This window comes from Pseudomonas sp. GW821-FHT10B02, assembly GCF_059415665.1.
Genome location: NZ_JBWKNR010000014.1, coordinates 60,773 through 83,150 on the forward strand (window position 1 = coordinate 60,773; position 22,378 = coordinate 83,150).

31 protein-coding genes, 1 tRNA gene and 1 pseudogene are annotated in these 22,378 nt (G+C 57.7%); 14 read left to right on the plus strand and 19 right to left on the minus strand.

The window, feature by feature from the left end; genetic code table 11:
• The first annotated feature begins 62 nt into the window (after positions 1 to 62).
• The gene (locus AC07OF_RS20520; protein WP_157193128.1) at positions 63 to 278 is read left to right on the plus strand and encodes a hypothetical protein; all 216 of its coding nucleotides are present in this window, start codon (positions 63 to 65) and stop codon (positions 276 to 278) included.
• A 10-nt stretch (positions 279 to 288) separates the two neighbouring features.
• On the opposite strand, the gene AC07OF_RS20525 is transcribed toward AC07OF_RS20520, so the two are convergent.
• The gene (locus tag AC07OF_RS20525; RefSeq protein ID WP_157193127.1) at positions 289 to 1,212 is read right to left on the minus strand and encodes a DNA cytosine methyltransferase; all 924 of its coding nucleotides are present in this window, start codon (positions 1,210 to 1,212) and stop codon (positions 289 to 291) included.
• Positions 1,213 to 1,644: 432 nt separating this feature from the next.
• Here AC07OF_RS20525 and AC07OF_RS20530 point away from each other — a divergent pair, with 432 nt between their 5' ends.
• The gene (locus tag AC07OF_RS20530; protein ID WP_157193126.1) at positions 1,645 to 2,460 is read left to right on the plus strand and encodes an MrpH family fimbial adhesin; all 816 of its coding nucleotides are present in this window, start codon (positions 1,645 to 1,647) and stop codon (positions 2,458 to 2,460) included.
• 722 nt (positions 2,461 to 3,182) lie between these two features.
• Here AC07OF_RS20530 and AC07OF_RS20535 read toward each other — a convergent pair.
• On the minus strand, positions 3,183 to 3,713 hold the full coding sequence (locus tag AC07OF_RS20535; protein WP_157193125.1) for a hypothetical protein: 531 nt from the start codon (positions 3,711 to 3,713) through the stop codon (positions 3,183 to 3,185).
• Between the two features lie 9 nt (positions 3,714 to 3,722).
• On the minus strand, positions 3,723 to 4,202 hold the full coding sequence (locus tag AC07OF_RS20540) for a hypothetical protein (RefSeq protein WP_232478191.1): 480 nt from the start codon (positions 4,200 to 4,202) through the stop codon (positions 3,723 to 3,725).
• A 95-nt stretch (positions 4,203 to 4,297) separates the two neighbouring features.
• On the opposite strand from AC07OF_RS20540, the gene AC07OF_RS20545 reads away from it, so the two are divergent.
• Entirely contained in the window at positions 4,298 to 4,456 is a 159-nt protein-coding gene (locus AC07OF_RS20545) for a hypothetical protein (protein WP_198325367.1), read from the plus strand.
• Between the two features lie 17 nt (positions 4,457 to 4,473).
• Here AC07OF_RS20545 and AC07OF_RS20550 read toward each other — a convergent pair.
• A pseudogene (locus AC07OF_RS20550) lies at positions 4,474 to 4,740 on the minus strand (integrase core domain-containing protein); the annotation flags it as partial.
• A 190-nt stretch (positions 4,741 to 4,930) separates the two neighbouring features.
• Between AC07OF_RS20550 and AC07OF_RS20555 the strand changes: the two are divergent.
• Together AC07OF_RS20555 and AC07OF_RS20560 are read left to right on the plus strand one after the other, a co-directional pair.
• The gene (locus AC07OF_RS20555; protein ID WP_157193123.1) at positions 4,931 to 5,113 is read left to right on the plus strand and encodes a hypothetical protein; all 183 of its coding nucleotides are present in this window, start codon (positions 4,931 to 4,933) and stop codon (positions 5,111 to 5,113) included.
• Between the two features lie 563 nt (positions 5,114 to 5,676).
• The gene (locus tag AC07OF_RS20560) at positions 5,677 to 6,267 is read left to right on the plus strand and encodes a hypothetical protein (RefSeq protein WP_476446735.1); all 591 of its coding nucleotides are present in this window, start codon (positions 5,677 to 5,679) and stop codon (positions 6,265 to 6,267) included.
• 330 nt (positions 6,268 to 6,597) lie between these two features.
• Here the strand turns inward: AC07OF_RS20560 and AC07OF_RS20565 are convergent, their stop codons facing one another.
• Both AC07OF_RS20565 and AC07OF_RS20570 read right to left on the minus strand, forming a co-directional pair.
• Positions 6,598 to 6,903, minus strand: a complete 306-nt coding sequence (locus AC07OF_RS20565; RefSeq protein ID WP_157193122.1) for an LIM domain-containing protein — start codon at positions 6,901 to 6,903, stop codon at positions 6,598 to 6,600.
• A gap of 421 nt (positions 6,904 to 7,324) precedes the next feature.
• Positions 7,325 to 7,678, minus strand: coding sequence for a hypothetical protein (locus AC07OF_RS20570; protein ID WP_157193121.1), 354 nt, complete (start codon positions 7,676 to 7,678; stop codon positions 7,325 to 7,327).
• A gap of 148 nt (positions 7,679 to 7,826) precedes the next feature.
• Here AC07OF_RS20570 and AC07OF_RS20575 point away from each other — a divergent pair, with 148 nt between their 5' ends.
• The 3 genes from AC07OF_RS20575 to AC07OF_RS20585 all read left to right on the plus strand — a co-directional run bounded on the left by AC07OF_RS20575 (position 7,827) and on the right by AC07OF_RS20585 (position 10,613).
• Complete coding sequence (locus AC07OF_RS20575) at positions 7,827 to 8,216, plus strand: hypothetical protein (protein WP_157193120.1); 390 nt, start codon at positions 7,827 to 7,829, stop codon at positions 8,214 to 8,216.
• A gap of 251 nt (positions 8,217 to 8,467) precedes the next feature.
• On the plus strand, positions 8,468 to 8,914 hold the full coding sequence (locus AC07OF_RS20580; RefSeq protein WP_342625193.1) for an acyl-CoA thioesterase: 447 nt from the start codon (positions 8,468 to 8,470) through the stop codon (positions 8,912 to 8,914).
• 262 nt (positions 8,915 to 9,176) lie between these two features.
• Complete coding sequence (locus AC07OF_RS20585) at positions 9,177 to 10,613, plus strand: NAD(P)/FAD-dependent oxidoreductase (RefSeq protein WP_495073384.1); 1,437 nt, start codon at positions 9,177 to 9,179, stop codon at positions 10,611 to 10,613.
• 111 nt (positions 10,614 to 10,724) lie between these two features.
• Here the strand turns inward: AC07OF_RS20585 and AC07OF_RS20590 are convergent, their stop codons facing one another.
• Together AC07OF_RS20590 and AC07OF_RS20595 are read right to left on the minus strand one after the other, a co-directional pair.
• Positions 10,725 to 10,964, minus strand: a complete 240-nt coding sequence (locus AC07OF_RS20590) for a hypothetical protein (RefSeq protein ID WP_157193117.1) — start codon at positions 10,962 to 10,964, stop codon at positions 10,725 to 10,727.
• Between the two features lie 103 nt (positions 10,965 to 11,067).
• Positions 11,068 to 11,400 (minus strand): YceK/YidQ family lipoprotein, encoded by a 333-nt coding sequence (locus AC07OF_RS20595; protein ID WP_157193116.1) that lies wholly within the window; start codon positions 11,398 to 11,400, stop codon positions 11,068 to 11,070.
• A 213-nt stretch (positions 11,401 to 11,613) separates the two neighbouring features.
• Here AC07OF_RS20595 and AC07OF_RS20600 point away from each other — a divergent pair, with 213 nt between their 5' ends.
• A complete protein-coding gene (locus tag AC07OF_RS20600) occupies positions 11,614 to 11,811 on the plus strand; it encodes a hypothetical protein (protein WP_157193115.1) in 198 nt (65 codons plus the stop codon).
• Between the two features lie 21 nt (positions 11,812 to 11,832).
• Here AC07OF_RS20600 and AC07OF_RS20605 read toward each other — a convergent pair whose 3' ends face one another.
• A complete protein-coding gene (locus AC07OF_RS20605) occupies positions 11,833 to 12,075 on the minus strand; it encodes a hypothetical protein (RefSeq protein ID WP_157193114.1) in 243 nt (80 codons plus the stop codon).
• 55 nt (positions 12,076 to 12,130) lie between these two features.
• On the opposite strand from AC07OF_RS20605, the gene AC07OF_RS20610 reads away from it, so the two are divergent.
• Positions 12,131 to 12,349, plus strand: a complete 219-nt coding sequence (locus AC07OF_RS20610) for a hypothetical protein (RefSeq protein ID WP_306452872.1) — start codon at positions 12,131 to 12,133, stop codon at positions 12,347 to 12,349.
• A 15-nt stretch (positions 12,350 to 12,364) separates the two neighbouring features.
• On the opposite strand, the gene AC07OF_RS20615 is transcribed toward AC07OF_RS20610, so the two are convergent.
• Together AC07OF_RS20615 and AC07OF_RS20620 are read right to left on the minus strand one after the other, a co-directional pair.
• The gene (locus AC07OF_RS20615; RefSeq protein ID WP_157193113.1) at positions 12,365 to 12,778 is read right to left on the minus strand and encodes a DoxX family protein; all 414 of its coding nucleotides are present in this window, start codon (positions 12,776 to 12,778) and stop codon (positions 12,365 to 12,367) included.
• Between the two features lie 116 nt (positions 12,779 to 12,894).
• Positions 12,895 to 12,979 (minus strand) — tRNA-Leu (locus AC07OF_RS20620).
• 249 nt (positions 12,980 to 13,228) lie between these two features.
• On the opposite strand from AC07OF_RS20620, the gene AC07OF_RS20625 reads away from it, so the two are divergent.
• Genes AC07OF_RS20625 through AC07OF_RS20635 form a run of 3 tightly spaced genes read left to right on the plus strand, consistent with a single transcriptional unit; the run spans position 13,229 to position 16,232 of the window.
• Positions 13,229 to 14,383 (plus strand): two-component system sensor histidine kinase NtrB, encoded by a 1,155-nt coding sequence (locus AC07OF_RS20625; RefSeq protein ID WP_232478190.1) that lies wholly within the window; start codon positions 13,229 to 13,231, stop codon positions 14,381 to 14,383.
• A 12-nt stretch (positions 14,384 to 14,395) separates the two neighbouring features.
• On the plus strand, positions 14,396 to 15,841 hold the full coding sequence (locus tag AC07OF_RS20630; protein ID WP_157194764.1) for an ATPase domain-containing protein: 1,446 nt from the start codon (positions 14,396 to 14,398) through the stop codon (positions 15,839 to 15,841).
• Positions 15,842 to 15,860: 19 nt separating this feature from the next.
• On the plus strand, positions 15,861 to 16,232 hold the full coding sequence (locus AC07OF_RS20635; protein WP_157193112.1) for a response regulator: 372 nt from the start codon (positions 15,861 to 15,863) through the stop codon (positions 16,230 to 16,232).
• 73 nt (positions 16,233 to 16,305) lie between these two features.
• Here the strand turns inward: AC07OF_RS20635 and csrA are convergent, their stop codons facing one another.
• The 7 genes from csrA to AC07OF_RS20670 form a co-directional block, all read right to left on the minus strand.
• Complete coding sequence (gene csrA, locus AC07OF_RS20640) at positions 16,306 to 16,506, minus strand: carbon storage regulator CsrA (protein WP_157193111.1); 201 nt, start codon at positions 16,504 to 16,506, stop codon at positions 16,306 to 16,308.
• A 357-nt stretch (positions 16,507 to 16,863) separates the two neighbouring features.
• Positions 16,864 to 17,952 (minus strand): molybdenum ABC transporter ATP-binding protein, encoded by a 1,089-nt coding sequence (gene modC / locus AC07OF_RS20645; RefSeq protein WP_157193110.1) that lies wholly within the window; start codon positions 17,950 to 17,952, stop codon positions 16,864 to 16,866.
• 3 nt (positions 17,953 to 17,955) lie between these two features.
• Positions 17,956 to 18,636: a molybdate ABC transporter permease subunit gene (modB, locus tag AC07OF_RS20650; protein WP_157193109.1), complete on the minus strand. Its 681-nt coding sequence runs from the start codon at positions 18,634 to 18,636 to the stop codon at positions 17,956 to 17,958.
• Entirely contained in the window at positions 18,636 to 19,394 is a 759-nt protein-coding gene (gene modA, locus AC07OF_RS20655; RefSeq protein WP_157193108.1) for a molybdate ABC transporter substrate-binding protein, read from the minus strand. The genes modB and modA overlap by 1 nt, the downstream gene beginning before the upstream one ends.
• Positions 19,395 to 19,475: 81 nt before the next feature.
• Positions 19,476 to 20,549 carry an NAD(P)H-dependent flavin oxidoreductase gene (locus tag AC07OF_RS20660; protein WP_157193107.1) on the minus strand — a complete coding sequence of 358 codons (1,074 nt, stop codon included), beginning with the start codon at positions 20,547 to 20,549 and terminating at the stop codon, positions 19,476 to 19,478.
• A gap of 28 nt (positions 20,550 to 20,577) precedes the next feature.
• On the minus strand, positions 20,578 to 20,748 hold the full coding sequence (locus AC07OF_RS20665; RefSeq protein WP_096335681.1) for a hypothetical protein: 171 nt from the start codon (positions 20,746 to 20,748) through the stop codon (positions 20,578 to 20,580).
• Between the two features lie 3 nt (positions 20,749 to 20,751).
• Positions 20,752 to 21,054: a DUF1883 domain-containing protein gene (locus tag AC07OF_RS20670; RefSeq protein ID WP_038612501.1), complete on the minus strand. Its 303-nt coding sequence runs from the start codon at positions 21,052 to 21,054 to the stop codon at positions 20,752 to 20,754.
• Between the two features lie 160 nt (positions 21,055 to 21,214).
• Here AC07OF_RS20670 and AC07OF_RS20675 point away from each other — a divergent pair, with 160 nt between their 5' ends.
• On the plus strand, positions 21,215 to 21,565 hold the full coding sequence (locus AC07OF_RS20675) for a hypothetical protein (protein ID WP_157193106.1): 351 nt from the start codon (positions 21,215 to 21,217) through the stop codon (positions 21,563 to 21,565).
• A gap of 75 nt (positions 21,566 to 21,640) precedes the next feature.
• On the opposite strand, the gene AC07OF_RS20680 is transcribed toward AC07OF_RS20675, so the two are convergent.
• A complete protein-coding gene (locus AC07OF_RS20680) occupies positions 21,641 to 22,306 on the minus strand; it encodes an HAD family hydrolase (protein WP_157193105.1) in 666 nt (221 codons plus the stop codon).
• Positions 22,307 to 22,378: the final 72 nt, after the last annotated feature.

Below are 22,378 nucleotides of genomic sequence, written 5' to 3' on the forward strand. Positions count from 1 at the left end.
CTGGCGTGATTCTGTGGCGTTGGAGTTGGCTACGCTTAACGTATTGCAGAGAGGTGCGCGTTATGAGCGAGCGTGACAATAAAGAGTCGCTAATGTCGGGCTGTGCGGGCTGCGGGGAGGCAATGGACTTCGACCCCGATGACCCAAGGCCTGAGTTTGAGTTCCAGTGTGAGCACTGCCAAAAGGTCAATATCGTGATCTGGGGGGTAGGTGAGCCGCCCCACTGGTATACGGAAATCAAACCAAATTCACACGAGGCCGATGCTTCGGCGCAATAGGTGTGAGTGGTTAAGCCGCCTTCAACAGCGCTTCAATCAACCTCTGGCCGGCCAGCGGCGGTACAGCGTTGCCCGCCATGTGCATGGTCAGCCGGTGGTTGTTCGGGCGCAGGGTGTCAGCCGGGAATGACTGCGCGGCCAGGGCCTCATTGGCGCTGAGCATCCGCATGCGGTCACCGTCGACCAAGGCCCAGCGCTCCAGGGTGGTGATAGTGCCGACCGGGCGGTTGATGTCGCGCCCGGTGGTACCGGAGCCTTTGCCGTAGTAGGGCATGATGAACCTGTCACCGAAGCGCGCCCGGCCATTGCGCACGCGATTCAGCGTTGCCTGGGCACGGCCTGGCTTCTCGATGGAAGTCCACTTGCCTGCGTCAAAGTCGAGGAAGCTGGCGGCCGGCACATGCTGGCGCTGGTGCAGCTCGAGCATCAGTGGCGCTTTGCTGCGGGTCAGGACCAGGAACAGTCGCACGCGGTGCTGCGGCACGCCCAGATCGGCGCAATCGATCACATGCGGTGCGACCTGGTAACCGAGGGCGTGCACAGCAGCTACCCAGGCCGGGTAGAGCGCCCAGTCAGTGAACTCCTCGACATTCTCCACCAGCGCCGCTTTCGGCCGGTGAAACTCCAAGGCGGATACTACGGCCCAGGCTGTCGAGCGAGAGGCGTCATGCTGCGGGTTGCCCGATGCCTTGCCGCGGGTTTTCGAATGACCCTGACAGCACGGAGAAGCCAGCAGCAGGTCATGCTTCGGCACCTGCTCCCACCGGGTCTGGTGCAGATCCTGGCAAACGTGCTCGGTGTCCTTGTGGTTGGCTGCGTGCCATTTCACTGCCTCAGGCCAGTGGTTTGCCGCCCAGAGAACCTGGACGCCTGCGGCGCGCGCGCCGGTGCTCCATCCGCCGAGGCCGGCGAATAGGTCGATTGCTGTGGGCATGAGAGTTCCTCGAGAGCGATGCTGATGAGCTGATCAGATCGCGATTTATAGGCGTGCGTTATCCATCTCCAAAAGGGATTTCCCCAAGGCTCAATGGAGATGCCGATGGCAAGACTGACTAAATGGCTAGTACTGATCACCGTGATGATCGAGTTGATCAACCAGCTCCTCCAACCCCTACAACTCTTGAACCCTTAACCAGCAAGGGGGGCGGAAGAAGAAGGTGACGGTGGGCTCTTCTCGAAGAGTGAGGGCCCATTCCTCGCCGGGGTGGCGTGATTCGTTGAAGTGGGAGGGTGGTTGCCTGTTGGCCGCAAGGGTCGCCAGTGTGCTCTCGGAAAATTCCTACAAGAGCTACGGCAGATTCCTAGATCAATACCAACAAGCGGCACATACCATTCCTGCTTTTCTTTGTAAGCAGGACTGAATGTGTTGAACAGTAATAAATCTTATTGGGCTGCGCTTTTGTTTCTACTCTGCTTCGTAGTCAATGCCGCACATGCCATTTCTATCGAATTTAACAAAAGTCAGTACGAGCCTGGTGGGGCTCGCTACTATTTTACGGTAACTAGCTGGGAGGGTGGCGGTCATAGTGTTTGTAGCGACACCACGGCTACTGAATGTATTTTGTATTTGGTTGGTGCGCAGGCGCCTGGCGACTACCAGGCCATGGTATTCAGTACGCATAGATGGTATGAAATAAGGCCAAGCACTTCCATGACAACCGTACGCAACCAAATGCGTGGTTTTTCAATTCCTTTTAAAGGTGACTTATTTGTTCCGAAAGAAAAAAGGGTCAGTGATAGCTTTTGCATCAGTTTTGCTCAAGGATTCAGATATGTCGGGGCAGGGGGGCTGATTGCGCCTGTCGGTCCCTGTGCGAAGGTTATAAAACCAGCGCTGCAGTGCGAGATAAAAGGTAATACTACAATTAACCATAATAATGTCAGTGATGCTGCTATCGATGGTAATGAAGCGGCAGTCACTCTTCAATTGACCTGCACTGGAACTTCTAGCGTAATTGCCTCCGCCAGCAAAGAAAGCGCCTCGGGCGTTAAGCTCAGAGCAGATGGCAGCTTGTACTCCAAGCTCACGATTGACGGTAAAGCCCCGGCAAATGGTGTTCCAATCAAAGTTGAAGAAGGTATGCCTACTCCTATCTTCATCAAGTCAACGCTGACCAGCAACGGAACCGTGGAGCCGGGTCCTTTCTCTGGATCTACAGTGCTGACCATTTCCCCACCTTAGGCGCAGATGTAGTCGTTCATGGCTTTCCCCATGCATGCGCCGCCCTCCGTGACCGGATGCGGCATGGTAAATTGGAATGAGAATTGCTCTTGCCTCAGGAGTCCCATCTTGCGGGGAATGAACAGATGCTTCCGATGGATCGCTGGTTAATGCTTCTCATCGTCACAGTCGTGGTGGCGGCAGATGTGGTAGCTCTGATCTTCTACCTGAGACATAAGCCATGACACCCAAGTACGGGCAAGGCTTGCCCTGAAGCGGGGCATCCGAGGTTGGATGCGGCATGGTGGCAATTTGGTTTGGGATGGGGTATTACGGATGACCGGCATGGGGCCGGGTAAAGGGCAATTTATGACTAGAGACGATTTTGTACTGAAAGCGGTTGCGTTAAAGGCAAAACTTGATAAGCACCTTGAGGTCGCTCAGAGGTTCCGAGAGGCTGACCCTAGCCTATCCAGACCTGGAGCTGTTGAGGATTACGAAATACTTAATGCTGAATCCACCCAAGCGGCCAATGACTGGTTCAAGTTCTGCTCCGAAAACGCCAGAAATGTGAAATAAGGTTGGTCGACCGCGGCCACCTATTAAGGGTTGAAACGATCACCTCGTTCCGCAGCGCAACCTCACCACCTGCCATTTCGTGGTGCAGCAGTTGCAGCAGGGCGGGTCCTTCCAGCGCGACCACATGATGAATCATTAGCGTCGTGTTTGTTCATGGATCATCCTCAGCCGTTCCGCTTGCCTGTCGCCTTGGGGAAGTCGATTTCGAATGCCTTGAGGATTCGAACCAGTGTTCCGTTACCGATTCCGATCTTCTTCTCCACCTGGTGGCGAGTCAGGCCAATGTCCCGCAGCGCGGTGATTCGTTCAGCCAGCGTGGCGTCTGCTGCCGCATTGGTGTAGGGAGTCTTTCGTTTTCCCTGGCAGCCAGGGACGAACGTGAATTCTTCCCGCTGGGACATAGTCCAGAGTGTGTTCTGGGAGATTCCCAAGGCCTGGGAGACCTCGCGGCACGTCATGGTCTTGGCCATGCCAGCAATCAGGGCCACGCGTTCTTTGGAGCGTTGTTGTCTCGCGCCTTGCTGGACACCCTTCGGGATTTTCTGGGTGGGCTCTGGGTGCCGCCGAAAGGGCAGGGGCTTGTAGGTGAAGCCGGCCAGTTCGACTGCCTGACCTCCAGATGCGAAGAAGGCAGCTTTCGCTGCCTCCAGTTGTGCCTGGCGCTGGGCGCCGACGAGGATTTGATTGTTGGTCATGAGTCCCCCTCACTTGATGCGAATCGAACTCTCGCCGCGCTCCAGGTGAGCCCAGGCAGGTTCGGGGATGAGTTCGTGTTCACAGTCTTCGCCCGCAGCCATGCGTTTGCGCACGGCTTCGTTGTGCACGCGCTCGGCCTTGAGCTTCGCGGAAATCGCATTCTTGTCTGGCACGATCTTGGTCCTGACAGAGGTCAGGTCGTCTCGGTCAGCGATTTCTTTGGAGCCTCGCCATCGGTGGTCATGCCGTAATTCGTCTTGTACTGGTACCGCGTGCAGCCGTACTCCTTGCTGGTGATAGCGGCTTTTCTTCTGCACATAACCGGGCAGGGTGGGCAGCTGGCTTGCGCGCAGGCCCGGTACCGGGATTACGACGCGATCAAGGTTGGCGCTGCCGCCATCGTTGCTGCAGGCCGCCGCGGCAGCCTTGCCTGCCTCGATGGCGAGTCGGACCTTCTCGGGCAGGCCGACCAAATCTTGTTTCGTCATGGCAATAGCTCTCCATGCCCGTGCTGCAGGCTGTAGAATCGTTTGAAATTTATTAATGAATCTGAGGAGTTAGGGTGAGAGGCCTAGAGAAATTCGTGTCTTTTCAGTTCTTGCTGACGTTGGCTTTCATCGCACTGGGTGGCTACCTTCATGGACAAGGCAAGGTAGAGTTTTGGGGCATGTTCGCCATCATGATGTTGCCGAATATCGCTTTTGGTGTGCTTCGGCGTGTTCGGCGTCGCAAAGCCGCCTGAGATCTCCCTTGTAGTGGTCAACTAATCCCGGACACTGCGTTAAGTTTTTCCTCGGCCACAGCGGGCGCCAGCCCGCTGTTAAATTGATGTGGCCGTTGCCAGTTGTAGCGCTGCATCAAAAACCGGCCGATATCCTGCTGTGCTAGCGAAGCGCTCATGTAGCCCACGGTCGGTACCCATTCCGTTTTCAGGCTGCGTAACAACCGTTCCATCGGTGCATTGTCGTGGCAGTTTCCACGCCGGCTCATGCTCTGCTTGAATCGATAGCGCCACAGTCGCTGACGGCCTCAGCAAGCAAAGAAAGCCCTTCTGGCGTTAAGCTCAAGGCGGACGGCAGTTTGATCCATTGCTGGCGCCGACCATATCGGGGTGGCTTGATTCGATTGGGGGCAGGCGCCATCCGTCTTGCGGGGTGGCGTTGAGGGGAGTGGTTCGGTAGAGTCCGGGCTTTTTTTCGATTGGCAGGAGAGCCAGATGAGCAACAGAGTACTTATGGTGGTTTTCGGGCTGGCCATAACCACGGCATCTACCATCAGCGGATACTGCGCATACGAAACGAGCCAGTTAGTACGGAAGGCCTACTATATGGATTCGGAGGCTGCTGAGCTGGCTCCGGAAGCTGAATTTTCTGCGGATGGCGCCGAAGGCCACGCTTAGTAGCAGTGGTAGCGGTGATTGAAGTTCCTGCCGGAATGGCAACATGGGGAGAGGTGGTTGGGCTATTCATCACTCCAACGAACAAACTCTCCGATAGCTACAAGATCCACATCGTGAGTAAGACTCGCTCTACCTATCAACTGACGGGGCAGAACTGGGCTCCATCGGTAGCCGCTCGCATACAGGCTGAGCTGGATACTGAGTGACTCAAGTTAGTGGCACTAGAGTTTCCGGCACATTCCACATGCCACGTTCGTACACATGGTGTTGGGGTTGACCACTTCTCACAAGGTCGTGCTGCCATCAACTGACGCTACGAGGCACCAAACACCATGGACTCCCATAACATGCTCTCTACTTCCCGAACCATCGAGTCACTACACACACGGCTGGATGCCTTGCTCCAGAGCATTACCGCAGCGTTGCGCCCTGCAGTACGGCGACGATCAGGACGGTGGCGGCGCGCCGCCGGTTCTGGGGGCTCAGCAACACTTCTGCGGCCACTATTCCTGCTCTCTACACTGCTTTCCACGGCTGCGATTGCCAGCGAAATGGTCGACCCGATGTCCTGCCGCAACGGTGCATTTCCTTCCGAGCAAAGCGATTTCGCCTTGGCCAAGGTGGTCGGCACACCGCGTCTCTTTCTACTCGGCGATATGGATGGCTGCCCGGCCAAGGGCGAACCAGCCTGCCGACAGCGCAGCTACGTGATCAGCGGCGATACGGTGCTAACCGGCCGCGACATAGGTCGCTTCCGCTGTGCGTTTTTCCCGAACAAGGGGGGCGGCAGTTCGGGCTGGGTCGACAAGACACACCTACAGCCGCTGCCGTTGGCCACACCGAAACTGAAGGACTGGGCTGGCGACTGGCACAACGGCGACAACAACCTGCGCATCCGCGCGCGTGGCGGCCAGCTGTATGTTAAGGGTAATGCCTTCTGGCCATCCGCCAATCCTGCGGATTGGCCTTCGACACACCTCGGCGAGATCGAGGCCTCGGCCACACCGAAGGGCGCCACCATTACCTTGCGCGACGACATTTGCCACATGGACGTGCATTGGTTGGGCGATGCCCTGGTAGTGTCCGACAACGCCGAATGCGGTGGCATGAACGTGCGTTTCAACGGCGTGTACCAGCGCGCAGCGAAGCGCTGAGTCAGACTCGGGCTGGCTTCCCCAGCCGGCCAAGTGACGTAGCGGCGCGAAGGGAATGTCGTCGTCGAAGCTGTTGTAGTCGGGGCCTTAAAAAATCAGTCACGCAGAAGGATTTGGCTGCGTCGTGAAAAATTTTTCCGAAGTGCTCAAGTGCGTGACGAGTGAACGGCGATTTGATGGGTGGATTGAGCAGGGCCTAAAGAAAAGAAAGACCTGCGAGCAGGCCTGTGGTGGCCTGCTGCAATAACGTTCAGGAGTAGCGCGAGCAATAGTAATTTTTCTGGTTGTTTTTATAGGTTTTTAGATTGTTACTATCTTTAGATCGCTTCATTATTTTTCAGATGCACTTCGGCAGCTCTCGCAGCGCCATCCTTTATAATGCTCGGATTTCTCAAGGGCTGTGACCAATTCACGACCGCTTATAATATTTTGGCAGTTGTTATGTTTTTCATTTGGTTTTTTCATACCCTCGCATTTTTTTTGCAGGAAGGGGCTTACCACTGCCTGTTGCTTTGACGAAAGCGCTCTAAATCCCTTGTCGACGGCTAGCTGGGCGTAGCTTTGTACGCTCGGCTTTTCACCTTGAAGTGCGTTCTGGGCGATAAGGGCCGAGAAAATCTCTCGCTCGATAGTCATTCGTTAATCCTTTATTCAACCAACAAGTTTGCTCATGTTGTTTCTTGTGCTGAGCAATGCGAAAGCATACGTTACCATTGGGTGGGGCTTTAATGTACTGGCTTTCCATCCAGCTATAAAAGGCAAGGTTTCTCATTCTTGCTCAGTAAATGTTGGTTTCTTGGTATTTAGAGTATTTCAAGAGGTCTTTGTTACAATTTATTTCTTATTTGATGAGGTGGGGAAGTTTCACTTTGCACTTTAATTGGCTAGTGCGCCGAGCGAAATCTCCTGTATTTCGCGATAAATTTAAGGGTGACGATACTCTTTACGAGCTTCTATTTTTTATAAGAGATGCAGTGCTAATAGTAAGGTTCCGCTATTTCCTCTCGTGGGCTGTCGACCAAATTCGCACGGTTGGTTCTGTGTGCGAGGTGACCAATTAACAGGGAGCTGAATCATGGATGACCTGGACGAAAAGATCGCCGCTGGTGAGCCGCTGATGCGGCAGGCGATGGATGCGCTCTGCCGATACAACGAGTCCAAAGGCCGTGCCGCCTGGGGTAGATGAGCGGCCAGTCAGCTGTTGATTCTTCAGGTCCGTGATTTCCACGTAGGCGCTGGATAGGTCCCGAGTGAGCTGCTTGACCCTGCCGTTCAATTGCGCGACCTGCTCGGCCTGGCCGAGGGTGATCACCACCAGCTTCTCGATGTTCTTCCGTGCCCGGGAGAGGTCGTGCTGCAGCTGCTCGTTCTCTCCCTGGAGGAGGAGCGCATGTTGCTCAAGCATCTCCATGGGCGTGGACCTCGTCGCAGGATCCGCACTTGTAAACAGCCTTGATCTGTAGCTTCACGGCAATCTCCAGGCAGGCGCCGCCCTCTTCGTGGTGGCGTGATTCGTTTAAGTGGGGTATTGATGTCGCGTTTATTTCAAGGAGATCGTTGTGGAGTGGTATGAATCGCTGTTTTTGCAAGCTTGTGGCCATGTGTTAACCCAGTCACGGGTCGCCAACCTTCGTCGAGTTGACGGTGTACTGAATCTGGATATCGAATCCACCCGTGATCTTGTTGCCTCTTACCAGCGCGGTGTTGCCTTGGTGTTCAGCGTTTCGGAAATGAAGCAGAAGCTTGCTGAAGGCGCGGAGAGCGCTCTGTTGCTGCTCGTTCACGAACACCAGTTCTCCAGTGCCCTGCAGCAGCTGACAAGGGAACAGGACGTTGTCTTGAGCGCTACTTTGCGAACTGACGGCAGGTCGAGTGATTTTTCCAACTATCACGTCGACGTGGCGCTGATCAGGAAGACCTCAGCTGGTGCCATGGGAATCGCGCACTAGGCCTGAGGGTTGCTCATGGCTTTCACTATGCATGCGCCGCCCTCCGTCACCTTAGGGCGAGCGCAAGGTACTGTTGGAGACCGCTGCCATCAACTACTGGCTGTCCAATAACGTCCCCGGGTACACCTCTATCTTCTGCCACGCTGGTGGCTATGCAATGGAGATAAGAGGGAGGTACCGTCTACCCTGGACAACCAGGCCTTGTAAGGCGGCTGTCAGAGCTTTGTCACTCTATATTAAGGATTGATCTTGTGCCGAATTCAGTGATTGTCAAAAGAAAGGTATTGTTCGGTGACTGTGACCCGGAAGGGATTGTTTATACACCCAGATTTTCGTACTTCGTTATTGAAGCCGTTCATGATGCACTTTCAGTTTGGCTGTCCGGTCCTGGATTAAGAACCCTGTTAGGCTTTGATTTGCTGCCTCCAGCAAGGGCATTTTCGCTGGAGTTTCTTCATCCGCTCACCTGGGATGACGAACTTTCCATGACGGTCAGCGTTTCCAGTGTTTCGCTTCACTCGTTTACATTTCTAGTCGAGGGAAATGTAGCGCCAGATATCAAGGCATTTACCGCTAGCCTGACACACGTGTGCGTCTCACCGGTTACCAGAAAAATTATTGAAGTTCCTCAGGCGCTGAGGGCGTTACTTGTCCCTGATGAGTGCGGAGAAAGTGGAGCGCTTACCGCTGGAGGCTGAGCCCGGGTACCCGCGTTCCAGCGCATCATTTCAAGATGGTTTTGAAAAGAAATGTACTTGTAATCGCTATGGTGGTTCTTCCGATTTTATAGCAGAAAGTTTTGCAGTTGAAATCCGCTCTTCGCAAGGCGTGTATTGCGAGGTCTACGCTTTTAAAGCTGTTGGCTATGTAGGTTAGCAACAACTGTTCTCTTGCGGCATGCAGAAAAGAACTAGCCTGAGATGAAGTAGGAGAATACTCAAGCGTAGTAAGGGTGTGCCTATGAACACCAGCAGTATAGCGACGGATTATCTGGTAATCGGCGCGGGGGCAACAGCTATGGCCTTCGTCGATACGCTACTCGATGAGTCGGATGCGAATGTGCTGATGGTGGATCGACATGCTCAACCGGGTGGACATTGGAACGATGCCTACCCGTTTGTCCGTCTGCACCAGCCGTCTGCCTTCTATGGCGTTAACTCCCGCGTGCTTGGCTCCGGTCGCATGGACGAATCCGAATGGGGCGGGGGCTTGTATGAGCTGGCCTCAGGCGCCGAGATTGTCAGTTACTTCGATCAGCTGATGCACCAGCGATTCTTGCCGTCAGGTCGGGTGCATTACTTTCCGATGCACAACTACGAAGGTAATCGCAGCGATAGCCATTGCATCACATCCTTGCTCACCGGCGACAGCAAACCTGTCCAGGTGCGCAGGAAGCTGGTGGATGCGACTATTGCCCAGACAGCCGTTCCTTCGACCCACTCACCGCATTACCGGGTAGCGCCGGGTATACGCTGCATACCGCTGAACGACCTGCCGAAGATCAGCCAGCCTTACTTGCGGTACGTGGTGGTGGGGGGAGGCAAGACCGGCATCGATGCCTGTCTGTGGCTACTGCAGAACGGGGTGGCGGCAAACAGGATTCAGTGGATCGTTCCAAACACTTCCTGGCTGTTGGATCGCGCCAACATTCAGCCGGGCCCGGAGAATTTTGTCCGAACGATCGGCAGCCTTGCGAACCAGTTCGAAGCCATAGGCGCTGCCGATTCGATCCCCGATCTGTTCCTCAGGCTCGAGAATGCTGGCGAACTACTGCGCATCGACAAAACCATCGAACCCACCGCATTCCGCGCTGCGACGGTGTCGCAGGGGGAGTTGCATGCGCTACGAGGCATAAGCGATGTCGTGCACTTGGGGCGGGTTCGCGCGATTGAAACCAACGGCATATCGCTCGAAAAGGGCAGCATCGCAGGCAATTCTGACGCCCTTTACATCGACTGCAGCGCGAGTGCTATCCCCTCCATTCCGGAAGGAAGCGTGAAGGCGTTCGATGGCGATCGCATCAACCTGGTGACCGTGAGCAGTTATCAGATCCTGTTCAGTGCCGCAGTGATCGCCTACGTGGAAAGCCACCTCAACGATCAGGTGCAGATGAATGCACTCTGTGGAGTTGTCCCGGTGCCACACTCACCGGTGGACTGGATCAAAATGTGGGTCGCTTATCTCGACAATCAACGGCAATGGAAGCACCACGCGGGATTGTCCAACTGGCTTGCGCAGTGCCGTTTGCACCTTTTGCCGTCAGTGCTGAGAAGCCTGCAGGAGGGCGATCCTGAAAAGCTGGCAGTGTTGAATCGATTTGCTCAAGCCCGACAGTCAGCTTTTGGAAATTTGCCCAGGATTTTGCAGGCAATCGCAGATTCAACACAAAAGGCCTGAGCGACTGGATGGGTTCGGCTTGAGCATCCCGAAGCGTCAGGGTCGGTGGCGCAAACAACCCAACGTCACGATGCCCGCACTCATGGCTACGTGACGCTGGGCACTGCTTGGCTAGGTCTGCATCAGGTAAGCGGGACAGTTCACTGGGCTTGAACTGTCTTCGGCGTTCATTCGGGCGCAATGCGCCATTGCTTCTTCCTTGCCCTGGTAGCTTGGCTTGAGCCGCATTTTTTCCTGGTTGTCGTAGATGTCGAAGCCGCCCGACACGGTTGTAGCGTAGAAGCGGGTGCCAGCGCGGAAGGATTCCTGCTCTATTGGCACCGCCGGAACGATAACGAATCTTGGTTGCATTTTTTGTGCCTCCCCAGGCAGACAACTAACTATTAGTCATCCATTTGGGTAGCTGCAACAAAGCTGTAAGGCAGGCGACCAGAGGTATGTAGATTCCTCGCCACTACTGCAGTCGGGTCTTCGGAATATTGCCGTCTCTGTGTTGCACGTAGATTGTGTAGGGCAACGCAATGGTGTCGGCCACGCCCGACAATGCCAGGTCCACCAGCATCGACACTGCTGAAGGTTGGCCGGTGGTGTCGGTGGTTTGCGGGGGTTCGGCATGCAATGCGCAGAAATCCAGGGCGACGCCGCTGTAGACCCGTGGGATGGTGTCGCAATGCGACTGCCATTGGGCAAGCTTGCTGCTCGCCACACTGTCGTCCCTGAATACGGTGTTTATCGTCCCGCAGCCTGTTAGTGATATCGCTAACAATAATGTACCGATTGCTTTCATATTTGCGCCTCCATGCTTGGTTCAGTGGCGATTGTACGGAAATCATTGAGGTGGTTTGTTTCGATTGACTGTGGGGCTACTGACCGTCTGTCTATTCAGTTGTAACGGTGATAATGCAAACTATTCTCAAGCTTGTAGCTGTCGTGTAATCTCGCCGCCGCTTGGGCGGCAAGCCGATTTGCTGCCCGTAACCGGTGCTAGGTGGGGATGGGGATGGAAGACAAGAAAGGGGCCGTAGCCATTGTGCAATGGCGTACCCGTTTCCTTGGCGAGGGTGTGCTGCAGGAAGCAACCTATGACCAGGCATTGATGGCTGCTGAGCAACTGGAGCGGGCGGGTTCGGTCAGTGCCAGTGAATGGCTGGATATGGTGCGTCAGGCCAACGCTGCCTTGCTTCGCCAGTCAGGTTAGCTTTTCTGGTGTCCCTGCCGATCAGCTCAGTCCCCATGCCAGCAGGGATAGAAGCGCGGCCAGTAGCGTGCCGAGCACCGCGCAGTATTCGATCTTCGAATGCTGCGCATGCAGGCGCACATCTTCAAAGTACTGGGCCTGAATGGGTGCATGGGGGTAATGGCGCAGGTCTTCGGCCAGGCCTTGAAGGCGAGCGTCAACAACCGCGCCAATGGCACAGTAGGTCGCGAGGTGGCTGAGGATGAAAATCAGCAGGTATTTCATTGGCGCTCCCTGGCGTTGACGATTTGCAGCCCCTGGCTTATACAGGCGTCCCTTATTGCCAAAAGCGCTGCTGCAGGAACTGATGATGCACGACGAGCCGGATATTCACGAACCTGAACACGATCACTTGCTCGATCATGAGTTCTATGACGGCGAGCCTGTTCAGCAGGATGAAGTCGACCCGTTGTTCGATCCGCAGGACGACGACGAACAAGCCGACGCCCTGGATGAAATCGACTGGGACGAGGGTGTCGATCCGCTTGATGACCTGTAGCTGCAGGTCGCCGCGTTATCGCCCATCCACCGAGAATCTGCCGGCACCTGTCACCGACAGCAGCAGCAAGCCGCCACAAATGCTCAGGTTCTTGAAGTACTGGGTGCTGTTGGCCGCGCGTTCCGGGTCGACCATGGTCCAGAACGGATGGCCGATCACTGCCGTGCCGATCACGAACAAGGCGAACAGAAACGCCAACGGACGGGTGTAGAACCCCACGATCAGCAAGATGGCGACAAAAAACTCCATGATCACCGCAACGGCGGCCGCGACGGTGGGCATGGGTGCGCCGAGTGAGGTCAGGTAACTGACGGTACCGTCGAAGCCGGTCAGTTTGCTCCAGCCAGACATGATGAACAGGATCATCAGCAGGATACGGGCGAGCAAAATGATTACATCACGCTGGTTGTCGAACAAGGTATAACGCATGGCCACCTTCCTTTGTTATCGGGCAATTTCACCTTAGCAGTTGCTTGCCGCCTTTGCGTTGGGCGGGGTGAATCGCGGACAGCAAAAAGGCGCCTGTAAGGCGCCTTTTCAGAAGATGGTGCGAGTGGCGGGACTCGAACCCGCAAGGCTCACGCCGGCAGATTTTAAGTCTGCTGTGTATACCAATTCCACCACACTCGCACAGGTTTGAAAGGGTCTGGCGACCGGGCGCGCTATTGGATCGAAGCCCTGGAGAAAACGCGTTGCCTCCGCAATCAAGCGAGCTTTATAACTCATCGTTATATTTGAGTCAACCGCCGAGGAAGGGTCTGGACCGGCCTTCTTCGACGCACGCAGCGAGCCCTTTCAACAGCAATGCCAAACACTTGGAATTGTGCGTAGCGCTGGCTGTCTATGCTTGATTACGACTGCTGTTTGCGTGGAGCTGTTATGAGTTCTTCTGATCGCTCGGATTTGCACGCCATGCACGCCTATCGTTACGAGCAACTGGTGCAGGCGGTGGTGGACTACGCCATCTACATGCTCGATCCGGGTGGTCATGTGGTTTCCTGGAACGCCGGTGCGCAGCGAATCAAAGGCTGGACTGCCGACGAAGTCATCGGCAAGCATTTCTCGCAGTTTTTCACCGAACAGGATCGCGCCGAAGGCAAGCCGGCGTTGCTGCTCGAACGCGCTTTGCGCACCGGAGTTGCACAAGACGAAGGCTGGCGTGTGCGCAAGGACGGCACGCGCTTCTGGGCGCTGGCAGCGCTGGATGTGATCCGCTCAGCGGATGGCGAAATTATCGGTTTGGCGAAGATCACCCGTGACATCACCGACCGTCGCGAGGCCGCCCTGCAGCTTGATGCGATGCGCGCGCAGCTGTTTCAGGCACAGAAGCTCGAAGCCCTCGGCCAGTTGACCGGTGGCATGGCCCATGACTTCAATAACTTGCTGACCATCATCATCGGCTCGGCGAGGCTGGCCCTTAACAGTAAAGATCCGCAGCGCAGCCAGCGCTTGCTTGAGCACATTCTCGATGCCGGTGAGCGCGGCACGCAAATGACCCAGCAGTTGCTCAGCTTTGCTCGGCACAAGGCGTTGAAGCAGGGGCGAGTACAGGTGGTGACATTGATCGAGTCGATTCGCTTGCTGGTGGCGCATGCCTTGCCAAAGGGCGTCGAGCTGCAAGTACAGCTGCAGGAGGGATTGCAGGACATCGCAGTTGATGGCGGGCAATTGCAGATGGTTTTACTCAACTTGATTCTCAATGCCCGCGATGCCGTGGGTAATGAAGGGGTGATTCGACTGATGGGCTGTAACTGTCAGCTGGATGGCGGAGTCGAAGATCTGCACGGCGTCTTCGTGCGGCTGGATATCAGTGACAATGGCCGGGGCATTGACCCCAGTGTGTTGCCGCGGATCTTCGAGCCTTTTTTCACCACCAAGGCGTTTGGCAAGGGAACTGGACTGGGGTTGAGTCAGGTCTATGGCTTTATCAGGCAGAGCAATGGTGCGGTCAGCGTTGCCAGTGTGCCTGGCGAGGGGACGTGCATGACCTTGTACCTGCCGGTGTTTGCGCCGGTCACCACTACATCGAACTGAACAGGTGCGTGTATCGTGGAATCACTTAAACGCCTTGCCAGCGGCATCGAAGGGCTTGACGCACTGCTCAAGGGCGGTCTGATTGTCGGCGCTTCCTATATCGTTCAAGGGCGGCCGGGGTCGGGAAAAACCATTCTGGCCAATCAATTGGCGTTCAATCATGTCGCTCAGGGCGGACGGGTACTGGTCGCCACCCTGTTGAGCGAGTCTCATGAGCGTTTGTTCCAGTACCTGGCAACCTTGAGTTTCTTCGATCCCGGCGTGGTCGGTGCACAGATCCAGTTCGTCAGCGCTTTCGATACCCTGGAGAGCGAGGGGCTGGATCAGGTGGTCAAGCTGTTGCGCGGCGAAATCAGTCATCACCAGGCGTCGCTGTTGATCGTCGATGGCTTGCTGACAGCCAAGTCGCGTGCTGAAACGCCGTTGGACACCAAGAAATTCATCGCCGCGCTGCAAAGTCATGCGGGATTTGCCGGCTGCACGGTGTTGTTTCTGACCAGCTCGCGACTGGAGGAAGGCAGTCCTGAACACACGATGGTCGATGGTGTGATCGAGCTGGGTGAAGCACTGATGGGCAGTCGTTCGGTACGCACTGTCCAACTGCGCAAAACCCGTGGCAGTGGTGCCTTGTCGGGGCTGCATGAATGCGAAATCAACAACGACGGCTTGCAGGTCTTCCCGCGGCTGGAGTCGCTGTACAGCCATCCCAGCGGTTTGGGCAGTGGCGAATTGAGCCGGATCGGCAGCGGGATCAAGGCCCTTGATGAGTTGCTTGGCGGCGGTTTGCCCGGCGGCTCGGTGACCTTGGTGATGGGGCCTTCAGGGATCGGCAAAACGTCGTTAGGGGTGAGCTTTCTCGCCGCCTCGTCGGTCAAGGAGCCGGGGCTGCACTTCGGCTTTTATGAAACGCCCCAGCGCTTGCGCGTGAAAGCCAGCGCCCTGGGGCATGATTTCACGGCCATGGAGCGCAGTGGCGCACTGCATTTGGCTTGGCAGCCGACCACCGAGGGCGCACTCGATGAGGTGGGCGCGCGGCTGCTGCGTCAGGTTCAGGCGCATGGTATTCGACGTGTGCTGATCGATAGCCTGGGCGCTTTCACCCGCCTGGCTAACCATCCGGCGCGGCTCAACGAATTTTTCAGGGCCCTGACCGGAGAGCTGCGCGCTCGCGATGTCAGTGTCATGGCGACCTGGGAGATGCGCGATATCTTTGGCTCGGAAATCAATGCGCCGGCGCCGGACCTGTCGAGCATTGTCGATAACCTGCTGCTAATGCGCTTTGTCGAACTGGACGCGCAGCTCAGGCGCTTGCTGTCGATTCTCAAGGTGCGCGACAGTGATTACGACCCTGCATTACTGGAGGTGATCATCAGCGAGCACGGCATCGATCTGAAAAAAGCGTTCACTCAGGCCACCGCAGTGCTTTCCGGCACGCCGGCGCCAGTGGCGGGCACGTGAGCCTGCAGGCTGGACAGTCATGAGCACGATTCTGGTCGTCGACGACGAGTACCTGATTGCCGATATTCTCGGCTTTCTTCTGGAAGATGAGGGTTTTGAGGTCTTGAAGGTCGGCAACGGCGAAATGGCGCTGGAGGCATTGGCGCGTACGCGGGTGGAGCTGGTGATCACCGACTACATGATGCCCAAGCTCAATGGCAAGGACCTGGCGATTAAAATCCGCGAAAATCCGCAGTTGCAGCCGCTGCCGATAATTTTAATCAGCGGCGCCCAGGCGCACGAGGGGTGGGACTGTCCGGAGTTGTTCGCAGCGGTGTTCGACAAACCCTTCGATATACCCAAGTTGATTGCCAAGGTTAACCAATTGCTCCGCCCACCCACGTCGTCATGAGGCCATTGCGGCCCGCCACCAGGGCTGACGCGATCGGGGTCAAGCGCATCCGTGCGGCTTGAATCAGGGAGCGTTACTCGTGATGAGGGTCTCCTTTTTCCGGTGCCGGGCTGCCGGCCTGAATGCGCTTGAAAATCTCTTCGCGGTGCACCTGAACATCTTTCGGTGCATCGATGCCGATCCTCACTTGCATACCTTTGACGCCCAGAATGGTGACTTTGATGTCATCGTTGATGACGATGCTTTCGCCAACCTTGCGGGTGAGTATCAGCATGTATATCTCCTTGGTAACGTAAGTTGCTTTGCAGGCCGCGCCCGCGCAAGCCGGGAACACGCGGAACGCGTTCCTCTTTTCCTTCATTAAAGACGCTTTCGGGAAATATTAATTCCGCCGAACACAGATTCTGTTGTGAGTCTTTAGTCGCAGGTGCCGGTAGGGGCGATTGAGCGTTCCACAGCAGCGAACGCTGCTCACACCGGCAAGCATAGGGGGCTTGAGCGAATATGGGAAATTTCTCTGCATGATATGAGAACTGAGGTCTTTTGTATCGACTTTCAAGGGGCTAACGACGTTACAGGATCAACACCAGGCACCTTTTTCCGGCGTCCAGCCCTTTGCGTTCCTGCGCGCTCAGCCCAGCAGTGCCACCGACTTGATCTGCGCGATCAGTTGCTGGCCGCTGTGCAGGCCCAACTGGTCGGCCGAGTAGCGGGTGATCCGGGCCAGCAGTACGCTGCCGGCAGCATCGAGGCTGACCAGGACATGGGCACTGTTATCCGCCGGCTGATGACCACTGACCCGTACCGGCAAGCGGTTGAGGATGCTTGAGTGGGTATCTTCGACCAGGCTCAGGCTGACATCCCGGGCCTGCACCTTGAGCCGCAATGAGGTGCCCAGAGCCAGTGGTTCGTGGGCCAGGCGCAGCGCCAGGCTGCTGCCCGGCAGTTGCAGGCCGAGTAACTGATAGCGGGTGTCGTAACTGCTGACCTGGCCTTCGATGATCACCCCGGCTTCGTCACCCTGGGCCAGCGGCAGGTCGAGGCGGGCGAGGGTGGCAGCAATCGGGCCGCTGGCCTGGACCTTGCCCTGCTCCAGCAGTACCAGGTGGTCAGCCAGCCGGGCTACTTCATCCTGGGCATGGCTGACATAGATCAGCGGGATCTCCAGCTCGGTGTGCAGGCGCTCCAGGTATGGCAGGATCTCGCGCTTGCGCGGGCCGTCGAGGGCTGCCAGGGGTTCGTCCATCAGCAGCAGTTGCGGGCTGCTGAGCAAGGCCCGGGCGATGCCCACGCGTTGCGCCTCACCGCCGGACAGGGTGGCGGGCTTGCGCTCGAGCAAGTGCTCGATGCCCAGCAACGCACAGGCCTGTTCAAGGCTGACCTTGCGCGCCTGGGCCGGAATACGGCGCCAGCCGAAGGTCAGGTTGCCGTGGACAGTCAGGTGCGGGAACAGGCTGGGCTCCTGGAATACGTAGCCGACCGGGCGCAGGTGCGGGGCGATGAAGTGGTCGCGGCGCGAGTCTTGCCAGATCTGCCCGTTGACTTCGATATAGGCCTCGGATGCCCGTTCCAGGCCGGCAAGGCAGCGCAGACAGGTGGTCTTGCCTGAGCCTGAGTGGCCGAACAGGGCGCTGATGCCGCGACCGGGCAATTGCAGGTCGACGTCCAGGTCGAAATCGTCACGGGCGACCTTGAGCCGGGCATGAATCATCTTGTGCATGCTTCAGCTCCAGGCCGATTTGCCCTGGCGGCTGGAGTACAGCGCCAGCAGCACGAGGAACGAGAACACCAGCATGGCGCCGGCCAGCCAGTGCGCTTGCAGGTATTCCATGGCTTCGACATGGTCGAAGATCTGTACCGAGACCACGCGGGTCTTGTCGGGAATGTTGCCACCGATCATCAGTACCACGCCGAATTCACCCACCGTATGGGCAAAGCCGAGGATGCTGGCGGTGATGAAGCCGGGCCGGGCCAGCGGCAGCACCACATGGACAAACGTGTCCCAGGGGCTGGCGCGCAAAGTGGCGGCTACTTCCAGCGGGCGCTCGCCGATAGCGCTGAAGGCGTTCTGCAGCGGTTGCACGACAAAGGGCATGGAGTAGATCACCGAGCCGATCACCAGGCCGCTGAAGCTGAACACCACGGTGCCCAGCCCCATCGCCTCGGTGGTCTGGCCGATCCAGCCGTTGGGCCCCAGGGCCAGCAACAGGTAGAAGCCGATGACCGTAGGGGGCAACACCAGCGGCAAGGCCACCACCGCGCCCACCGGCCCGCGCAGCCACGAGCGCGTGCGCGCCAGCCACCAGGCGATGGGCGTGCCGACCAGCAACAGGATCAACGTGGTCAGGCTGGCCAGTTTGAAGGTCAGCCAGATGGCACCCAGGTCGCTGGCATCCAGTGGCATCAGATTTCGTAACCGTAGGACTTGATCAATGCAGCGGCTTTCGGACCTTTGAGGTAGTCCACCAGGGCCTTGGCTGCCGGGTTGTCTTTGCCCTTGTTGAGGATCAGCGCATCTTGCTTGATCGGCTCATGCAGGCTGGCCGGGACAATCCAGGCCGAACCTTCGGTGACTTTGCCGTCCTTGTAGATTTGCGAGAGGGCGACAAAGCCCAGCTCGGCATTGCCAGTGGACACGAACTGGAAGGCCTGGGTGATGTTCTGGCCTTCGACGATCTTGGCCTTGGTGGCCTCGGTCAGCTTGAGCTTGTCCAGCACCTGGGTGGCAGCCAGGCCGTAAGGCGCAGCTTTCGGGTTGGCGATGGACAGGTGCTTGAACTCATTTTTTTTCAGCACTTCACCCTTGGCGTCGACATAACCAGGTTTGGCCGACCACAAAGCCAGGGTGCCGATGGCATAAGTGAAGCGCGAACCTTTGACGCTGTCGCCTTCGCTTTCCAGTTTGGCCGGGGTGCTGTCATCGGCGGCGAGGAACACCTCGAACGGCGCGCCGTTCTTGATCTGCGCGTAAAACTGGCCGGTAGCGCCGTAGGCGGCGACCAGCTTGTGACCGGTATCTTTCTCGAAGTCCTTGGCAATGGCCTGGATCGGTGCGGTGAAGTTGGCGGCGACAGCCACCTGAACCTCATCGGCCCAGGCACTGTTGAAGGTCATGAAGGTGGCCAGGGCGGCCAGGGCGAAACGCGGTGCGCACTTACTCATGAAACACAGCTCCATGGGCTGAGGGGTAGTCGTTATATACGTGAATATATAGCGATTGCCCGACAAACGGAAAGCACTGCTTCAGCGCTTGAGCTGGGCGAGGGCGTTTGCAGCCAGTTTGCGGGTCAGTTCGGCGGCCGGCAGGGCTTGCCCCAGGCGCAGCGCCTGGCCTGACCAGAGGTTGCTGAAATCGCTGTTACCCTGTGGTTCGCTGATCGCCCGCAACGGCATCAGTGCACCGCCGGCCAGCGGGAAGTGCGGCGCCAGCGCAGTGATGGGCCCCAGTTCACGCATGATTCGCGTACTGATGCCGCGGGCCGGACGCCCGGTAAACAGGTTGGTCAGGGCCGTGTCGCTTTCTTTGGCGCTGTGCAGGGCCTGGCGGTGGGCCGCCGAGACCTTGGCTTCCGGGCAGAACAGGTACGCGGTACCCAGCTGTACCGCCGACGCGCCCAGCGCCAGGGCGGCCACAATGCCGCGATGGTCGCCGATGCCGCCAGCGGCAATCACCGGAACCTGCACTGCATCGACGATTTGCGGCACCAGCGCCAGGGTGCCGACCTGGGAATTGAGGTCGCTACTGAGGAACATCCCGCGGTGCCCGCCGGCTTCATAGCCCATGGCAATGATCGCGTCGCAGCCGTGTTGCTCCAGCCAGATCGCCTCGTCGACGGTGGTGGCGCTGGACAGCACCTTCGCGCCCGTGGCCTTGACCCGTGCCAGCAAGCTTGCCTCCGGCAGGCCGAAGTGAAAGCTGACCACTGCCGGCTTGAAGGCTTCGATCAGCTGGCAGCTGGCATCGTCGAACGGTGCGCGGTTGGACACTGGCGTCGGCGCATCAAAGTCGGCGCCCAGCTCTTCGTAGTAGGGCTTGAGCGCCAGCTTCCAGGCCGCATCGCGGGCCGGGTCCGGCTGCGGTGGCTGATGGCAGAAGAAGTTGACGTTGAGCGGGCCGTCGCTGGCTTGCTTGAACGCCTGCAGCTCGGCGCGGATCTGCTCCAGGCTCAAGGTTGCGCAAGGAAGCGAGCCCAGGCCGCCGGCATTGCTCACGGCAATGGCCATGGCCGAGCCGGTGGAACCGGCCATGGGCGCCTGAAGGATCGGCAGTTCGATGCCGAGCAGATCGAGAAGACGGGTGTCCGGCCATGGGCTCATGCCTGGGGTTCCTTCTGCGCTGTGTCCGTTACAGGGCTTTGCTGACCTTGATGTCGGTGATCTTTTTCGCGTCTTCGCCGTGGAGTTTTTCCAGGGCGGCTTGTACTTCTTCAGGGGCGTCGCTGCTCATCTGGGCGAAGTCGAAACGACGCTCACCATCGATCTTGTACTTGATGACGTACTTGGTGGTCTGGCTCATGGCTTATCTCAGCTTCGACGACGAACGGCGGATGAATTTGATCTTGTGGGTGAAGGTCGGCTTGGTCACTGCCGACAACGCACGCGGACCAACGGTATCGATGGTGATGTTCCAGAAACCGGTGCTGGGCACAGTGATCTTCGCCGGGAAATCGACGAAAGCGCCGCCGTGATAGGTGTGGCGCCCGCCATTCTTGAAGCTGCGGAAGTTGGCGTCGTTCATCAGGCGGATGTTGCAGCGCTGGGAACACTCGATGACGACGATGTCGTCTTCATTGAGGTGTTCGCGCTGGTGTACGAATTTCATGTTGCTCTCCGCAATGGATCTTTGGGCAAATCAAAACGATACCATGATCAACGGTTACACTGTCGCCCTTCGTGCCCGACCCACGATAAATCTGCCAATCAAGGGAGCAAAATGGTCTGGGCGCGGTCAGAGTCTTTTTCCGTGGTGGAGGTGTAGCTTGATGAAGTGGGTTGTAGCAGCGTTGGCAGTTACGCTGGGTGGTTGCGTCAGCGTCTCGGAGCTTGAAAGCTCGCCGGAAACCCTGAACGTGATTTCCGGCAAGAAGCCCCAGGAGTACGCCACCTGCGTACAGGAACAATTGGCTGAAACCCGTGGCCCTCTTGAGGTTGAGCCGCACCATGACGGCCTGCGCCTGGTCGTGCCGCAAAAGGTCGGTGCCGGGCCTGCTGCGCTGGTGGACATCAATGAGCGTGGCAGCGGCAGCAGCATCAAGCTGTACGAGCGCCTGAACAACTTCCCCCTGCGCCTGGGTGACGTGAAGACTGCGGCGACGCGCTGCATTTCCGGGTGAGTCCGTTGATGCCATCGCGGGGCAAGCCCGCTCCCACCGGATCGGTGGGAGCGGGCTTGCCCCGCGATGTCTAAGTCAGATAGTTACCCCACTCATTTGTCCCATCAGCGCCCACAACCGCGGATCCTCGAAATCCGCCACTACCAGCTGCGCTCCGGCCGCGAGCAGGGCCTCGGGCGCCTGACTGGTGGACAGACCAACGGTAAAGATCCCGGCGCGGCTGGCTGCCGTCACCCCGGGCACCGAGTCCTCGAACGCCAGGGCATGACTGGCCCGCGCCTGCAGGCATTGAAGGCCGGTGAGGTAGGGCAGTGGATCCGGTTTCGCCCGCGGCAGCTCTTCAGCCACCAGCACATGCTTGAAACGCTCGCCCAGGCCCATGGCATTGAGCATATGCACAGCGTTGGCCCGTGGCGCATTGGTCACCACGGCCATGCCGAGGCCTGTCTGTTCGGCATGCTCGAGCAAGCGGATCAGCCCGGCGGTGGGCTGCAGCGTCGGTGACAGTGCGCGAAAACGCGCCTCCTTGCGGTCAGCAAAAACCTGGTGCTCGGCCACTGACCGCTCGGGGAACAGGTAGCGGCACAGATCAGCGTTGGCCCGACCGCTGACGTGAGCATCGAACTCCGCCTCGGTCAACACCCGGCCTTCTTCCAGCAAGAGCTGTTGCATGGCCAGCAGGTGGAGTTTGTCGGTATCGGTCAGGGTACCGTCGAGATCGAACAGCAAGGCTTCAAGCATTCCGGGCATCCGTTGCAATGGCCGCTCATCATAACCGGATCACAGGGGCTGGTCAGTGCGCGCCGAAAAGAG

Excerpts from the sequence above, each read along its gene's own strand:
- AC07OF_RS20520 (WP_157193128.1), top strand. The coding sequence starts at position 63 with ATGAGCGAGCGTGACAATAAAGAGTCGCTAATGTCGGGCTGTGCGGGC.
- AC07OF_RS20525 (WP_157193127.1), bottom strand. The coding sequence starts at position 1,212 with ATGCCCACAGCAATCGACCTATTCGCCGGCCTCGGCGGATGGAGCACC.
- AC07OF_RS20535 (WP_157193125.1), bottom strand. The coding sequence starts at position 3,713 with ATGACCAACAATCAAATCCTCGTCGGCGCCCAGCGCCAGGCACAACTG.
- AC07OF_RS20540 (WP_232478191.1), bottom strand. The coding sequence starts at position 4,202 with ATGACGAAACAAGATTTGGTCGGCCTGCCCGAGAAGGTCCGACTCGCC.
- AC07OF_RS20555 (WP_157193123.1), top strand. The coding sequence starts at position 4,931 with ATGAGCAACAGAGTACTTATGGTGGTTTTCGGGCTGGCCATAACCACG.
- AC07OF_RS20560 (WP_476446735.1), top strand. The coding sequence starts at position 5,677 with ATGTCCTGCCGCAACGGTGCATTTCCTTCCGAGCAAAGCGATTTCGCC.
- AC07OF_RS20565 (WP_157193122.1), bottom strand. The coding sequence starts at position 6,903 with ATGACTATCGAGCGAGAGATTTTCTCGGCCCTTATCGCCCAGAACGCA.
- AC07OF_RS20570 (WP_157193121.1), bottom strand. The coding sequence starts at position 7,678 with ATGGAGATGCTTGAGCAACATGCGCTCCTCCTCCAGGGAGAGAACGAG.
- AC07OF_RS20585 (WP_495073384.1), top strand. The coding sequence starts at position 9,177 with ATGAACACCAGCAGTATAGCGACGGATTATCTGGTAATCGGCGCGGGG.
- AC07OF_RS20590 (WP_157193117.1), bottom strand. The coding sequence starts at position 10,964 with ATGCAACCAAGATTCGTTATCGTTCCGGCGGTGCCAATAGAGCAGGAA.
- AC07OF_RS20595 (WP_157193116.1), bottom strand. The coding sequence starts at position 11,400 with ATGAAAGCAATCGGTACATTATTGTTAGCGATATCACTAACAGGCTGC.
- AC07OF_RS20600 (WP_157193115.1), top strand. The coding sequence starts at position 11,614 with ATGGAAGACAAGAAAGGGGCCGTAGCCATTGTGCAATGGCGTACCCGT.
- AC07OF_RS20605 (WP_157193114.1), bottom strand. The coding sequence starts at position 12,075 with ATGAAATACCTGCTGATTTTCATCCTCAGCCACCTCGCGACCTACTGT.
- AC07OF_RS20615 (WP_157193113.1), bottom strand. The coding sequence starts at position 12,778 with ATGCGTTATACCTTGTTCGACAACCAGCGTGATGTAATCATTTTGCTC.
- AC07OF_RS20625 (WP_232478190.1), top strand. The coding sequence starts at position 13,229 with ATGAGTTCTTCTGATCGCTCGGATTTGCACGCCATGCACGCCTATCGT.
- AC07OF_RS20635 (WP_157193112.1), top strand. The coding sequence starts at position 15,861 with ATGAGCACGATTCTGGTCGTCGACGACGAGTACCTGATTGCCGATATT.
- csrA (WP_157193111.1), bottom strand. The coding sequence starts at position 16,506 with ATGCTGATACTCACCCGCAAGGTTGGCGAAAGCATCGTCATCAACGAT.
- modC (WP_157193110.1), bottom strand. The coding sequence starts at position 17,952 with ATGCACAAGATGATTCATGCCCGGCTCAAGGTCGCCCGTGACGATTTC.
- modB (WP_157193109.1), bottom strand. The coding sequence starts at position 18,636 with ATGCCACTGGATGCCAGCGACCTGGGTGCCATCTGGCTGACCTTCAAA.
- modA (WP_157193108.1), bottom strand. The coding sequence starts at position 19,394 with ATGAGTAAGTGCGCACCGCGTTTCGCCCTGGCCGCCCTGGCCACCTTC.
- AC07OF_RS20660 (WP_157193107.1), bottom strand. The coding sequence starts at position 20,549 with ATGAGCCCATGGCCGGACACCCGTCTTCTCGATCTGCTCGGCATCGAA.
- AC07OF_RS20665 (WP_096335681.1), bottom strand. The coding sequence starts at position 20,748 with ATGAGCCAGACCACCAAGTACGTCATCAAGTACAAGATCGATGGTGAG.
- AC07OF_RS20670 (WP_038612501.1), bottom strand. The coding sequence starts at position 21,054 with ATGAAATTCGTACACCAGCGCGAACACCTCAATGAAGACGACATCGTC.
- AC07OF_RS20675 (WP_157193106.1), top strand. The coding sequence starts at position 21,215 with ATGAAGTGGGTTGTAGCAGCGTTGGCAGTTACGCTGGGTGGTTGCGTC.
- AC07OF_RS20680 (WP_157193105.1), bottom strand. The coding sequence starts at position 22,306 with ATGCTTGAAGCCTTGCTGTTCGATCTCGACGGTACCCTGACCGATACC.